Source organism: Lysobacter dokdonensis DS-58 (assembly GCF_000770795.1).
GTDB classification, from domain to species: Bacteria; Pseudomonadota; Gammaproteobacteria; order Xanthomonadales; family Xanthomonadaceae; genus Noviluteimonas; species Noviluteimonas dokdonensis.
This window is the reverse complement of sequence record NZ_JRKJ01000021.1, coordinates 156,603-170,753: the sequence shown is the minus strand read 5'-3', so window position 1 is coordinate 170,753 and position 14,151 is coordinate 156,603. Positions and strand designations below refer to the sequence as shown.

12 protein-coding genes and 1 tRNA gene are annotated in these 14,151 nt (G+C 67.8%); 6 read left to right on the top strand and 7 right to left on the bottom strand.

What is annotated here, in order from left to right; translation table 11 throughout:
- Positions 1–230 precede the first annotated feature (230 nt).
- Positions 231–2,102 carry an EAL domain-containing protein gene (locus tag LF41_RS13545; RefSeq protein ID WP_052116468.1) on the top strand — a complete coding sequence of 624 codons (1,872 nt, stop codon included), beginning with the start codon at positions 231–233 and terminating at the stop codon, positions 2,100–2,102.
- Entirely contained in the window at positions 2,102–4,576 is a 2,475-nt protein-coding gene (locus LF41_RS13540) for a hybrid sensor histidine kinase/response regulator (protein WP_237577772.1), read from the top strand. Before LF41_RS13545 ends, LF41_RS13540 begins: the two co-directional genes overlap by 1 nt.
- A gap of 9 nt (positions 4,577–4,585) precedes the next feature.
- Here the strand turns inward: LF41_RS13540 and bfr are convergent, their stop codons facing one another.
- The 3 genes from bfr to LF41_RS13525 form a co-directional block, all read right to left on the bottom strand.
- Positions 4,586–5,056, bottom strand: coding sequence for a bacterioferritin (gene bfr / locus LF41_RS13535; protein ID WP_036170611.1), 471 nt, complete (start codon positions 5,054–5,056; stop codon positions 4,586–4,588).
- Positions 5,057–5,178: 122 nt separating this feature from the next.
- A complete protein-coding gene (locus LF41_RS13530) occupies positions 5,179–5,385 on the bottom strand; it encodes a (2Fe-2S)-binding protein (RefSeq protein ID WP_036170609.1) in 207 nt (68 codons plus the stop codon).
- 58 nt (positions 5,386–5,443) lie between these two features.
- Positions 5,444–6,049, bottom strand: a complete 606-nt coding sequence (locus LF41_RS13525; RefSeq protein WP_036170607.1) for an RNA pyrophosphohydrolase — start codon at positions 6,047–6,049, stop codon at positions 5,444–5,446.
- Between the two features lie 129 nt (positions 6,050–6,178).
- Here LF41_RS13525 and LF41_RS13520 point away from each other — a divergent pair.
- Positions 6,179–6,255: transfer RNA gene (locus LF41_RS13520), tRNA-Met, on the top strand.
- A gap of 50 nt (positions 6,256–6,305) precedes the next feature.
- On the opposite strand, the gene LF41_RS13515 is transcribed toward LF41_RS13520, so the two are convergent.
- From LF41_RS13515 to LF41_RS13505, 3 genes are read right to left on the bottom strand one after another with little or no spacing between them, the layout of a single operon-like run.
- Complete coding sequence (locus tag LF41_RS13515; protein ID WP_036170606.1) at positions 6,306–7,544, bottom strand: GAF domain-containing sensor histidine kinase; 1,239 nt, start codon at positions 7,542–7,544, stop codon at positions 6,306–6,308.
- A 56-nt stretch (positions 7,545–7,600) separates the two neighbouring features.
- Positions 7,601–9,178, bottom strand: a complete 1,578-nt coding sequence (locus LF41_RS13510) for an ATP-binding protein (protein WP_052116446.1) — start codon at positions 9,176–9,178, stop codon at positions 7,601–7,603.
- Between the two features lie 3 nt (positions 9,179–9,181).
- Positions 9,182–10,654, bottom strand: coding sequence for an ATPase domain-containing protein (locus LF41_RS13505; protein WP_036170604.1), 1,473 nt, complete (start codon positions 10,652–10,654; stop codon positions 9,182–9,184).
- 212 nt (positions 10,655–10,866) lie between these two features.
- On the opposite strand from LF41_RS13505, the gene LF41_RS13500 reads away from it, so the two are divergent.
- The 3 genes from LF41_RS13500 to LF41_RS13490 all read left to right on the top strand — a co-directional run bounded on the left by LF41_RS13500 (position 10,867) and on the right by LF41_RS13490 (position 13,057).
- Positions 10,867–11,649, top strand: coding sequence for a sensor histidine kinase (locus LF41_RS13500; RefSeq protein WP_036170603.1), 783 nt, complete (start codon positions 10,867–10,869; stop codon positions 11,647–11,649).
- The gene (locus LF41_RS13495; protein ID WP_052116445.1) at positions 11,646–12,380 is read left to right on the top strand and encodes a response regulator transcription factor; all 735 of its coding nucleotides are present in this window, start codon (positions 11,646–11,648) and stop codon (positions 12,378–12,380) included. The genes LF41_RS13500 and LF41_RS13495 overlap by 4 nt, the downstream gene beginning before the upstream one ends.
- 80 nt (positions 12,381–12,460) lie before the next feature.
- Entirely contained in the window at positions 12,461–13,057 is a 597-nt protein-coding gene (locus LF41_RS13490; protein WP_036170601.1) for a YceI family protein, read from the top strand.
- Here LF41_RS13490 and LF41_RS13485 read toward each other — a convergent pair whose 3' ends face one another.
- Positions 13,058–14,071, bottom strand: a complete 1,014-nt coding sequence (locus tag LF41_RS13485) for a DUF1254 domain-containing protein (RefSeq protein WP_036170599.1) — start codon at positions 14,069–14,071, stop codon at positions 13,058–13,060.
- Positions 14,072–14,151: the final 80 nt, after the last annotated feature.

Below are 14,151 nucleotides of genomic sequence, written 5' to 3'. Positions count from 1 at the left end.
TGGACGGCCTTGCGCAACATCTTCGCAACCGTCGCGCGCAGGGCTGGGACCACGGCTCGTTCGAACAGATCGCGCACGAAGTCGACCGGCTCCACGCGCAGGCGGTGCAGATCGACCAGCGCTGGGCGGGCATGCTCGCGCAGTTGCACGGGCAGATCTCGTCGGCGCGCATCGCGCAGCACATGCCCGATGCGGCCTCCACCGCGCAACTGATCTCGGTCGCCGAGAACCTGTTGCTGCAATTGCCCAACGCCTCCAAGAGCGTCGACGACACGCCCGCATCGCGCGCCGAAACGCCGCCGCAAGGCTACTGGCGGCGGTGGAGCGAAGACGCACCGCCGGCGGACGGCGCACAGGACACCACCAGCGCGAGCGATGGCGAATCGTCCGAACCCGTGGCCGCGGCGGCGGCCACGTCGCCGGACGGCGTCCCCCTGCCCCCGCTGGGAACCGGCGACGAACCGCCGTATCGCGTGCTGATCGTCGAAGACGACCGCGCGCAGGCGATGTTCGCCGAGGGCGTATTGAACGGCGCGGGCATCGAAGCGGTCGTCGCGGCCGAATCGAAGGACGTGCTCGACACGATGCAGCGCATCAAGCCCGACCTGGTGCTGATGGACCTGCACATGCCGGGAATGTCGGGCACCGAACTGACGACGATGATCCGCGCGCACGAATCGTTCCTGCACACGCCCATCGTCTTCCTCACCGGCGATCCGGATCCGGAAATGCAGTACCAGGTGCTCGAAGTGGGCGCCGACGACTTCCTGCAGAAGCCCATTCGCCCGCGGCACCTCATCGCCGCCATCGAAAGCCGCGTCAAGCGTGCCCGCGCGCTCGGCAAGCAGCGCATGACCGAAGCCAGCCGCCACCCGGCGACGGGCCTGATGGCGCGCCCGGTGTTGTTGCAACAATTGAGCTCCGCGTTGCCGGCCACCGCCGGCGGCGTGTACTTCATCGAAATCGAAGGCACCTCGACGTTGCGCGAACGCTTCGGCTACGCCGCGCTCGAACGCCTGATGACCGAAGCCGGCCGCCGCCTCGGCGAACTGGCCGGCGTGCATCCGGCGACGCGGTTGAACGACCATTCGTTCCTGGTCTACACGCCGAAACTCGAAGACCTCGCGCTCGACCGCCAGGCGCGCGTGTGGCGCGACGGGCTGAACCAGAAAGCGTTCGACGTCGACGGGCACACGATCAAGCTGCGCGTCACCGTCGGCTACGCCGCGCTCCGCCACGGGTTCACCGATGCGGGCGGTGCGCTGGAAGCCGCCGAACAAGCCTCGCGCCACGCGCGTTCCCAGGCGCTGGGCATCTTCGCGTTCGAGCCGCCGGACCACGGCCAGCCGAGCGATCTGTCCGATTACCTGCGCGACGCGCTGGCCGACGACCGATTCGAATTGATCTACCAGCCGATCGTCGCCGTCGCCGGCGGCGACGAGGCGCAATACCAGACGCTGCTGCGCATGAACGCGGCCGACGGCACGCTGCACAACGCCGCGGAGATCATCCCCGCCGCCGAACAGGCCGGGATGATCCACGACATCGACCGCTGGGTGCTCGAACGCGCGCTCGACGTACTGCAGCAACGCCGCGCGCAAAGCCGCCCGGTGCGCCTGTTCGTGCCGCAGTCCTCGCGCACGCTGGCGCGCGATGCGTACGCCGACTGGCTCGCCTCCGCCATCGCCGTGCGCGGGCTCGAAGGCCCGTCGCTGGTCATCGACATCCGCCTGGCCGATGCGTTGATCCACGCGGTGACGCTCAAGCAGTTCTGCGACCAGCTCGTGCCGGTGGGCGTGCAGTTCTGCCTGAGCCAGTACGAGCATTCGCCGGACGCCGATTCGCTGCTCTCGCAATTGCCGCTCGGTTACATCCGCCTGTCGGCGCGGTATGCGCACGCCGACGGCGGCGCGCTGCGTGATGCGATGCGCACCTCGATCGACCGCGCGCATCGCCAGGGCCTGCAGGTGATCGGCCACAGCGTCGAGGACCCGCAAGCCGCGGCGACGTTGTGGATGAGCGGCATCGACTTCATCCAGGGCAACCTCGTCCAGCAGGCGGCGAGCGAGCTCGACTTCGACTTCAAGAACGCGGTGCTCTGATGGCAGACGGCCAGGGGACGAGTCGCTGGCTCACGATGCGGTGGCTGGCGCTGGGCGCGGCCGCCGGGGCGGCGGTCTCGCTCGCATTGGAAGCCGGCGGGTTCGAAGGGCCGTGGCAATTCGCCGCGATCCTGTTCGTGCTCACCGCGCTGATCGCGCTGATGGCGGTGGTGTACGTGCTGCATCGCCGCGACAAGCAGATGGAGGCGATCGAGGAGAAGGCGCTGAAGGACCGCTCGCAGGTGGACCAGCTGCAGCGCGAGATCCAGCGCCACCACGAACTCGAACAGCAATTGACCAAGGCCAAGCAGGCGGCCGAATCCGCGGTGCTGGCCAAGGGCGAATTCCTCGCCACGATGAGCCACGAAATCCGCACGCCGCTCAACGGCATCGTGCCGATGCTCGACCTGCTGCTGCACGCGCGCCTGCTGCCCGACCAGCACGAACTGGTACGCACCGCCTACACCTCGTCGCAGTCGCTGCTGCGCATCGTCGACGACATCCTCGACTACTCCAAGCTCGAAGCGAACAAGCTCGAACTGGAAACCACGACGTTCAACCTGCGCGACCTGCTCGAAGCGGTGATGCAGCTGATGGAGCGCCCGGCAGAATCCAAGGGCCTGCGGCTGCACCTGCACCTGGATCCGAGCGTGCGCCTGCCCGTGCGCGGCGATCCGGTGCGCCTGCGCCAGGTGCTGACCAACCTGATCAGCAACGCGGTCAAGTTCACCGAGCGCGGCGCGATTTCGGTCAGCGTGCGCCGCGTGGGCGAAACCACCAGCCAGCACCAGTTGCGTTTCGAAGTGCGCGACACGGGCATCGGCATCGCAACCGATGCGCAGTCGCGCCTGTTCCATGCCTTCACGCAGGCCGATGCGTCGACGACGCGCCTGTACGGCGGCACGGGCCTCGGCCTAGCGATCTGCCATCGCATCGTCGACCTGATGGGCGGCAAGATCGGCGTGCAGTCCGAGCCGGGGCACGGCGCGACGTTCCATTTCGAAGTGCCGCTGCTCAAGGTGCTCGGCGACATGCCGACGCGCGAAGCCGATCTCAGTGGCCAGCGCCTGTTGCTGCTGACGTCCGATGCGCGCCTGCGCACGCGCCTGAGCATGTTGCTGCCCAACTGGGGCCTGCGCGTCACGACGGTGGAGACCACGCAGGAAGCGCTCGACCGCCTGCGCGCGGCCGCGACGCAGGGCCCGCCGTGGACCTACGGCGTGGTGCTCGCCGACCTGGGCAGCATGCGCAACACGGCGATCGCGTTGCATCGCAACGTCGGCCGGCATGCAAGCTTCGGCGACGTGCGCCTGGTCTATCTGTATTCCGACGACGAAGTGCCGCAGGAACTGCACACGGGCGCGACGTTGCTGCCGCGCCAGGCGCCCGACGCCGAATTGCGCGCCGCGCTCGCGCAGCGGGCCACGCGCGGCGACACGACGGAAGAACGCAAGGCGAAGGAAACCGACAAGCCCGCCAAGCACTGGCAGGCGCGCGTGCTGCTGGTCGAAGACAACCCGGTCAACCTGCTCGTCGCGCAGCGCCTGCTGAGCGTGCTGGGCCTGGAGTGCGACACCGCGACCAACGGCGAAGCCGCGCTGCTGCGCATGCGCGACGGCAATTACGACCTGGTGTTGATGGACTGCCAGATGCCGGTGCTCGACGGCTACAGCGCCGCGGCGAAATGGCGCGAGATCGAAGCGAACGATTCCTCTGGCCCGCACCTGCCGATCGTCGCGATGACGGCGAATGCGATGGCCGGCGACCGCCAGCGTTGCCTCGACGCGGGCATGGACGATTACCTCGCCAAGCCCGTGACGCGCGGGCAGCTCGAACACTGCCTGCGCCGCTGGCTGCAGGAAGCACCGCGTGCGCGCGCGCCGTCGGCGGCCGCGTTTGCGGATGCGGGGATGTCGATGCCGGGGGTGGCGGCCCCCGGACAAGGCGCGCCGAGTGCGCCGCCCGTGCCGCCCGTCGCGCCGTCGCCCGCGCGGCCGCCGTCGTTCGCGATGCCGACCGTGGAGTCCTCCGACATGCCCGTCGCGCCGCGCAAGCCGCCCGTCGCTCCGCCGCCGCCGCAGCCGCAACCGGAGATCCAGATGCAGACCGCAGTCGCGGACCCGATCATCGACGACGGTGCGCTCGACGAGCTCTACGCCGTCATCGGCGCGGACGCCTCGCGCATCGTGCAGGTGTTCCTCGAAGACGCCCCGCACCTGCTCTCGCAGCTCGAACGCGCGGCGCTCGCGCCGGACTTCAATGCGCTGCGCGAAGCCGCGCACTCGCTGAAATCCTCGAGCGCGAACCTGGGTGCGATGGCGTTGTCGGCCGCCGCCAAGCGCATCGAACTGGGCGCACGCATGGAAACGCTCGACCGCCCTGCGGTGGCGGTAGCGATGTTGACGGACGAATTCGAACGGGCGCGCGCGGCGCTGCAGCTCAGGCTGCGCAAACGCCGCACGGCGGAAGTCTGACGGCGCGACTTACTCTTCGATCTTCGTGAGCAAGTAATTCGCCTCACCGAGGCGATCGATCAACGCCAGCTGCGTCTCGATCCAGTCGATGTGCTCTTCTTCCGAATCGAGGATGTCGGTGAACAAGCGCCGGCTGACCGAATCGCGGATGCTCTCGCAGTAGCTGATCGCATCGCGCAGCGTCGGCAGCGCTTCCAGCTCCAGCGCCAGATCGGCCTGCAACACTTCGCGCGGGTTCTCGCCGATGCGCAGCTTGCCCAGCGCCTGGAAGTTCGGCAGCCCTTCGAGGAACAGGATGCGCTCGGCCAGGCGATCGGCGTGCTTCATCTCGTCGATCGATTCCTTGTACTCGTGCTCGGCCAGTTCCTTCAGGCCCCAGTTCTTCAGCATCTTGGCGTGCAGGAAGTACTGGTTGATCGCGGTCAGCTCGTTGTAGAGCGCCCGGTTGAGATGTTCGATGACCTTGGGGTCGCCCTTCATGATCGTGCTCCGTGCGTCGAATGCGCGGATGCTAGCGCGCCCGCGCCGGGCACGACGAAACGCGATGCGTTTGCATCAACGCACCGCGCCCGCGTTGGGGAGGGTCGATCGAAGGTGCCGCCTCAAGCGGCCTGGAGCACCGGCAGTTCGGCGAAGCCCGGCTCGGCGGGCGCGTGGCGGGCGAGCAGGTCGGCCGCCATGTCCATGCAGGAACCACAGGTCGAACCGGCGCCGGTGCGCATCGTCAGCTCGGTCACGCTCGTGCAGCCGTTTTCCGCGGCTTCGCGGATCGTGCTGTCGGTGATGCCATGGCAGATGCAGACGAACATGGGGGAGGAACCGCAGGCCGGGACGACGTGGCCATTTCCCCACGAATGCGAATCGTTGTCAATTGCTTTCCGGTGAGGAGCCCCCGCTCCGTTCACCCGCCACCACGCGGCGGCGCGGCCGCTGCCGGTTGTGGAGGCCCAGGTCCGGCCGCTGGTCCTTGCTGGGGTGCGGGACGGCGAGCGCGCCCGCGACCTGCCGCGCGAACGGGGCCAGGTGCCCCAGGGCGCTGGCGTACACGCTGCGCTTGAAGTTCACGACGTGCTCCACCGGATACCAGAAGTCGACCCAACGCCAATGGTCGAATTCAGGTTTCTCGGTGCCGTCCAGGCACAGGTCGGTTTCCTCACCGGTGAACTGCAGCAGATACCAGACCTGCTTCTGCCCGATGCAGACCAGCTTGTCGTTGCGGCGGATGGCCCGTTGGGGCAGCCGATAGCGCAGCCAACCCGGCGTGACCCCGAGGACCGCGACATGGTCCGGCAACAAGCCGGTCTCCTCGCGCAGCTCGCGGTACATGGCCTCGAGCGGCGTCTCGTCGGTGTTCATCCCGCCTTGCGGGAACTGCCACCCATCGCGGTGGACACGCCGCGCCCAGAACACCCGACCATCCGGATGCATGAGCACGATGCCCACGTTGGGGCGATAACCGTCCGGATCGATCACGATGCGGACTCCGAAATGCACTACGACCGACTCTGCCACGCCCCCGCCGCCCCCACAAGCGGACCTTGGTGAACGTGCGCGAGCATTGACGCGACGACCCCGGGACGGGAATAATTCGCGGCTCTCCGTGGCTATGTAGCTCAGCCGGTTAGAGCACAGCACTCATAATGCTGGGGTCGGTGGTTCGAGTCCACCCATAGCCACCACTCGTCGAAGGCCCGCCGTTGCGCGGGCCTTTCGCATTTTCGGCGGACCATCAACCCGGCGACGGCGCCCGCGATGCGCGCACCGGCGCGGTCTCGCGCAGGTCGAGCAACGGGATCCGCAACGTCACCCGCGTGCCGTGCCCCGCGCCTTCGCTCTGGATGCTCGCGGTGCCGCCGTGCGTGCGCGCGATGCGCGCCACCAGGCTCAGGCCGAGGCCCAGGCCCGATGCGCTGTTCTCCGGCTCGTGTTCGGGGCGATAGAACGGTTCGAACAGATGCGGCAGCACCTGTCGCGAAATCCCCACGCCGGTGTCGACGATCTCCACGACCACGCACGAACCGATGACGGCGGCCGCGACCGTGATCCGCCCGCCCGGCGGTGTGAAACGCAGGCTGTTGTCGAGCACGTGCCCGATCGCCTGCGTGAGGCGGTGTTCGTCACCGAGCACCGGCAGGGGCGTCGACGGTTTGCGCAGGTCGAGGTCGACGTCCGCCGCGGTGGCCGCGCCGCGACGTTCCTCCACAGCGCGCGCGATCGGATCGGACAGGTCGATCGGCCAGAACGCGGGGTCGTCCTTGCCGGACAGGAGCGCACTCGTGTCGCGCAGGTGATCGATCAATCGCGCGTGGCCCGCGAGTTGTTGCACGATCACCTCGCCCGCGCGACGCAGCGCCGCGTCGTCGGTCGAATGCCGCTGCGTGTGCAGGGACGTGCGCAACGGGCCGACAAGCGCGCCGAGTTCGTTGGCGAGCCCGTCGAGGAACCGTTCCTTGCGATGCTCGTCCAGCTTGATCTCCGCGAGCAGCCGCACGTTGACGAGCGCGAGCGCCGCGGAATTCGCGATCGCATCGAGCGTCGCGCATTCCTCGCGCGATGGCGTGCGCGGCCGCGACCAATAGGCACCGAGCGCGCCGATCACCTCGCCCGCGCATTCGATCGGCGTCATGACCAGGCTACGGACGAAAGTGGCTTCGTACAGGGTTTGCGGGATGCGTGCGTCTTCACGCGTGTCGGGAACGACGACCTGCTCGCCGTGCTTCATCGCCCAACCGGAGATGCATGCGTCGGCCGGGAAGTCCTGCCCCTTCCACAACGCACCGATGGCGTCTTCCTCGAGGTAGCGCGCGCGATCGCCGTCGCGCATCACCACCGACACGCCGTCGGCGCCGACGTGCTGCCGCGTCGAAACGGCGAGCACGCGCACGACATCCTCCACCGCATCGCACGACGCAAGCTGTCGCACGATCTCGATGATCTCCAGTGCCGGCGGCCGTGGCTGCGTGGACATGCGTCCAATGCTACCCAAGCGTACGTGACGCCTGTCGATATCGCGCAATCGCGCGTTCACGCGCCCTTCGCACGCAGGCGCCGGAGCAGCGCGGTCAACGCGGCCGGGCTCACGGGCTTGCTCAGGTGTTCGGAGAAACCGGCCGCCCGCGTGCGCGCGACGTCCTCGGCCTGGCTCCACCCCGTCAACGCAACCAGGGCGACCTCGGGATGTCGCGCGCGAATGCGCCGCGCGACTTCGAACCCATCCATGCCCGGCATCCCCAGGTCGAGCAGCACGGCATCGGGCGCCGCGCCGTCCACCCGTCGCAATGCATCGGCTCCGTCGAAGGCGATCGCGTGTTCGACACCGAGCACGCCCAGCAGCAAGCCCATCGTTTCAGCGGCATCGACATTGTCGTCGACGACCAGCACGCGCAAGGCGCCGGGCACCGTGAGGTCTGGCGCGCGCACCGGGTTGCGCGCGACGGCGTTGCGCAACAAGGGCAGCCGCACCGTGAATTCGGAACCCTGCCCGGGACCGTCGCTGCGCGCTTCGATCACGCCGTTGTGCATCCGCACCAGGCTGCGCACCAGCGTCAACCCGATTCCGAGGCCGCCCCGCGCGTGATGCGGCAGATGGCGGCCCTGCGTGAACAACTCGAAGATGCGCGGCAACATCGCCGGCTCGATCCCGATCCCGCGGTCGGCCACGCGCACCACCGCCTCGTTGCCGTCGCGCAACAACGAGAGCCGGATCGCGCCGTTGGGCGAGGAATACTTGGCCGCATTGTTGAGGAGGTTGCTGAACACCTGCGACAGGCGGGTGGAATCGGCCATCGCCAGCAGGGCATCCTCGGGGATGTCGATGTCCAGCGCGTGGCCGCCCGATTCGACGAGCGGACGGCTCAGCGCGATCGCCGACTGCAGCACTTCGGGAATGGACGTCGGCTGCAATCGCAGTTCGATGGTCCCCTGCGTCAGGCGTGCGACGTCCACCAGGTCTTCCACCAGGCGCACCATGTGGTCCACCTGGCGCCGCATCATCCCGAGCATCGTGCGCGAACGCGGCTGCTGCTCTTCGCGGAGCAACACTTCGATGGCGTTGCGGATCGGCGCCAGCGGGTTTCGCAGCTCGTGGCCGAGCATCGCGAGAAACTCGTCCTTGCGACGCGCGGCGGCGTCGAGCTCGGCCCGCGCGCGTTCGAGATCCTCCAATTGCGCGCGGATCTGGTACTGGCGTTGCCTGGCGCGCAAGGCCGTGCGCGCCGCGCTGGTGAGCGCCGCCACGCGTGCCGGGCGTTCCAGCATGGAGGCATTGCCGAGCGTGTCGAGCAAGCGCGCCAGTTGCACAGAATCGCTGTTGCTGCGCGCCACCACGACGACGGGCAGGTCAGACCACGCCGGCTGGCGCGCGAGGATGTCGGCCAGGAATGCGTGCGCGCCATGGGTCAACCATTCCTCCGCGATGAACACCGCGCCGGCCGGCTCGCGCAACGCATCGCGCAATGCATCGTCATCCCTGCATTCGGTCGCGGCCATGCCCTCTTCGCGCAGGACGCGCGCCGCCAACTGCGTATCGCGCTGCGTGGGCAGCAACAACAGGATCCGCAGCCCGGAATCGTCGCCCCGTTCGCTGGCCTCGATCGTCTGCATCGATCAGCGCCGCAGCGTGTCCGGCGCCGGCGTGCGCTCCTGCGGGACGCCGGTGAGCACGCCGCGCAGTTCGCGCAGGGGCTCGCCGATCTCGAAGCCGCGCGAGGACATCCGGAACGGCCGGATCGTCCGCTCGTGCTCGCCCGTGCGCTGCTTGAGCACCGAAATGGCCTGGCGGACTTCGCCTTCCGCCTCGTAGTAACGCAACAGCACGACGCCATCGGCGAGGTAGCTCACGTCCACGCGGTTGCTCATCGTGCCGATCAGGCCGAGTTGCGCACTGACCAGGAGCGTGATGATCCCCAGCGAGCCCAGGTACGCGAGCAGGTCGTGCAACTGCAACAGCATGTGCTGTTCGCCCGGCATTGCGTTGAGATAGCCGTTGAGGCTGTCGATCACGACCACGCGGACCTCGTCGCGTTCGACCGCGTCCCGGATCACCTGCGTGAACTCGCCCGAGGACAGCTCCGCCGGATCGATCGCACGCAGCGATATCAATCCTTCCTCCATGCGCTGCACGACGGGAAACCCCAACCCTTCCGAACGCGTGATGAAGGCGCGCACGCTCTCGTCGAAGGCGAAGATCGCCGTGCGCTCGCCGCGGTCGGCCGCCGCGCACGCGATCAGCGTCGCCAGCGACGATTTGCCCGTGCCGGCCGCGCCGATCAGCAGCGTGCTCGTCCCGCGCGAGAGGCCGCCGCCGAACAGGGTGTCGAGCTGCGCCATCCCGGTGCCGATGCGATCCTGCGGCGCCTCGCGGCGGTAGTCGGATGCGACCAGTCGCGGGAAGACCAGCAGGCCGCCGGTCTCGATCCGATAGTCGTGGTACCCGCCGATGAACCGCCGTCCGCGGAACTTGCCCACGCGCAGGCGTCGCCTGTCGCCGCCGAAGGCCGCGTCCACCGCCTGCAGCCGCAGCACGCCGTGCACGATGGTGTGCACGTGCATGCCCTGGTCGGCCGGCCCGATGTCGTCGAGCAGCAACGTCGTGCACGCCAGTTCGGAAAAGTACTGCTTGAGCGCGAGCACCTGCCGGCGATACCGCAGCGGCGATCCCGACAGCAGCCGCAGCTCGCCAAGCGAATCGAACACGAGGCGGTCCGGGCGGAATTCCTCGATGTGCCGCAGGATGCGTTGCGTGGTATCGGCGAGCTCGACCTCGGAGGGATGGAACATCGTGTACTGCGCATCGCTCGACATGCGCTCTGCGTTGGCGAGCGGCTCGTACAGGGAGACGCCGTCGAGCGTCCAGCCGTGCGAGGACGCCATCTCGCGCAGTTCCTGCTCGGTTTCCGACAACGACACGTACAACACGCGCTCCCCCAGGTCGCGCCCGGCCATGAGGAATTGCATTGCGAGTGTCGTCTTGCCCGAGCCCGGCAAGCCTTCGATGAGATAAAGACGGCGGGGTGTGTAGCCACCGCCGAGCACGGTGTCGAGCCCGGCGATGCCGGTGCCGATGGGTGTCGCGATCATGAGTCTTGCGCCTTGTGGCGGGTGTGCATGCACTGCCGTCCCCTGGCGTCATGTCACGGTCGACCAGTCTTCACGAACCAGTTGCCAACGTGAAGTCGAGAGCGCGTGAAATCGCGTAAAGATGACGTAAAAATTCAGGTCGTTCGGTTGCGGGTCAGTCGCACCCCGCTAAAAAATCCGCGCCCCTCGGAGAACGGGAAGCGACCACACGAATGCAGAACGCAACGCACAACCAGATGCAGCACGCGCAAGCGGCGACGCATGGCGTCGTGGCCGATGCGCTCGCATTGCCGTCGGCGTTGCTGGCCTCGGTATCGCACGACCTGCGCAATCCGCTGTCCGTCATCCTCGGCGCGTCGGAGGTGTTGCACGACTCGTTCGTGCACCTGGCCGACGACGACCGGCATGCGTACCTGCGCGCGATCCGTCGCGAGTGCGTGCGGATGGACGAATACGTGCAAGGGCTTTTCAGCGCGACGCGCCTTTTCGTGGGTGGAAGCGCGCGCCTTGCATGCGACTGGATCGGGATCGACGAGATCGTCGGTTCGGCGGTCGAACGCCTGCGTCGCTATCGCGACGAAGCGCGCGTGCGCATCGACATCGCATCGCCGCTGCGTCCGGTGCACGCGAACGGGCCGTTCGTCGAGCAGGCCGTGTTGAACGTGCTGGACAACGCCGTCAAATTCTCGCCGCCGAATACGCCGGTCGAACTGCGCATCGCGCAGGACGCAGCGGCGAACACGCGGATCGACGTGACCGATGCAGGACCCGGCATCGCCCCGGACCAGCGCGAGCATGTGTTCGGCATGTTCGTCAGCGACGATCCCCAGTCGCTCGGTCGCGCCGGCTCCGGACTCGGCCTTGCAATCAGTCGCGGCATCCTGCGCGCGCACGGCGGCGACGTCACCGCCTGCGCGCCGGAATGCGGCCGCGTCGGCACGCGCGTGGTGTTGACGTTGCCGATGCAGGAGGCAGTGCGGAAGGGCGCGCGATGAGCGAGCGTCCGCAGAACATCCTCGTCATCGACGACGAGCCGGAACTGCGCGCGTTCCTCACGCGCGTGCTGCGCTCGCACGGTTACACGGTCGATTCCGCTGCGACCGGCCGCCAGGGGCTCGAGTCCTTCGCGCAGCGCGGCGCTTCGCTGGTGCTGCTCGACATCGGCTTGCCCGATGTGAGCGGGCTGGATGTCCTCGCGCATATCCGACGCGACGCCTCCACCCCTGTCATCGCGTTGAGCGTGCGTGCGGAGGAGTCCGAGAAGGTCGCCGCGCTCGACGGCGGCGCCGACGACTACGTGACCAAGCCGTTCGGCGTGCAGGAGCTGCTTGCGCGGATCCGCGCGAACCTGCGCTCCCGGCATCCCGTCGCGCAGCGCGCCTACCTCGACGACGGGTATCTGCGCATCGACCTGGCCAACCGCATCGTCGCGCTCGGCAACACGCCCGTGACGTTGACGCCCAAGGAGTACGCATTGCTGGCGGTGCTCGCGCGCAACGCCGGCGTCGTCGTCACGCAGTCGCGCCTGCTGCGGGAATTGTGGGGACCGACCTACGAACAGGACACGCACTATCTGCGCATCCTGGTGGCCAAGTTGCGCCAGAAGCTCGGCGACGACGCGACCGCGCCTCGGTGGATCCTCACCGAACCCGGCGTCGGCCTCCGACTGCGGATCGACGGCGACGCCCTGGCCGGGGCGCCGGAGGGGCTCGTCCGCACGGAATGATCGGTTTCCGCGGGGCGATGTCGATTCCCGCCGCCTTCGCTCGTCGAATGGGACACACCCCACCTCCACGAGGCCGCGCCATGCGCCACCAGACCGCTTCCCTGCTCGCCGCCAGCCTGCTCATCGCCGCCGCGGCGATGGACCCGCCGCTCGCCTCCGCCGCCGAAGTGACCTACGAAATCGACCCGCAGCACACCTATCCGTCGTTCGAGGCCGACCACATGGGCCTGTCGCACTGGCGCGGCAAGTTCAATCGCACCTCCGGCACGGTGGCCGTCGACAAGACGGCGGGCACCGGCTCGGTGGAAATCACGATCGACATCGACAGCATCGATTACGGCCTGGACCTGTTGAACAGCGAGGCGCTCAAGCCGGAGATGTTCGATGCCGCGAAGTTCCCCAAGGCGATCTACCGCGGCAAGTTCGCGAAGTTCGAAGGCGGCAAGCCGGCCACCGTGCTGGGCGAGCTCACGCTGCACGGCGTCACGCGCCCGGTCGAACTGCGCATCACGCGCTTCAAGTGCATGCCGCATCCGATGAACAAGCGCGACTGGTTCGGCGCCGATGCCGAAGCGACGATCGACCGCTCGCAGTTCGGCATCGACGCGGGCAAGGATTACGGATTCGACATGACGGTCGCGCTACGCATCCAGGTGGAGGCGGTCGCGGCCGAATGATCATCCCTGCACGGGCACGGCGTCCGGGAACTTCCATTTTCCGTCCAGGACTTCCGCGTGCGGTCGATACAACCGCACCAGGTAATTCCACCCCGGCGTGATCGGCAGGCAATTCGGTGCGCTGCCATCGCAGCCGCCGAATCGGATCGCGATCGATCCGTCGGGCGATTTTTTCGCGGTGAGGTTGTTGAACGAATACGCATTCTGCGGATTGGGCTGGAAGAACCCTTTCGCGTCGTACACGGTGACCGACCAGAATCCGTCGACCGGCACGTCCTTCACGTTCAACGTGTACACCGTCTTTCCGTCGTTCTTCGCCGGCGTGAAGTTGAGGTAGGTCGCGTCCTTCTCCGGATTGCCGCCCCACGCGGTTGCGACACCGATGAGGCGACGCACGGGGTCGACTTCGGATTTCTTGCCGAACATGCGGTTCTTGTCGGGCAACGTATCGCCGAGCACGGTGAGCGCGTCGGTGATCTTCGCGATGTCGGCCATGCTCCACTTCGGCACGTCGAATGTGCCCGGGCCGCCGGGCTGCTCGACCTTCGTCGCGTCCTGCAGCGCATGCACCGCGCCAAGGTCCGCTGCGTCCTCCGGATTCACCAGGATGCGCAGCGCGACCATCACGTAGCGCGAGCCGATCTTGTCGCGCGTGAACGTGTAGCGCCCCGGTGCGTAGGCCACTTGGTATGTGTACTGGTCTTCGTCGAACACCTGCATGGACAGGAAGCGTTTGCCGACGTCCGGCAGCGTGACCGTCACCGGTCCGGCATCGAGGTCGAAGACCGCGGCCGAATACAACGTGTCGCGGTTCTGCCGCACGACCAGTTGCTTGTCGAGGGGTGTGAGTGCGCGGTTGTGGTCGAACTTGCCGAATCCGCCGTGCTGCACGGCATTGGCGAAGGCGATGTCGGTCGCCGCGCGGCCGAAGTTCTCCGCTGTGACCGGCGCCCCGCCTTCCTGGGCCGAGGCCGCGACCGCGAATGCCAGCAACACAGGCAGGACCAGGCGCATGGACGCACTCCCGTTGGGTTCGATCCGCAGGATGGCGGCCCGCGCCGCCGGGCGCGTCCGTAGTTCTACGCAGCGATCCA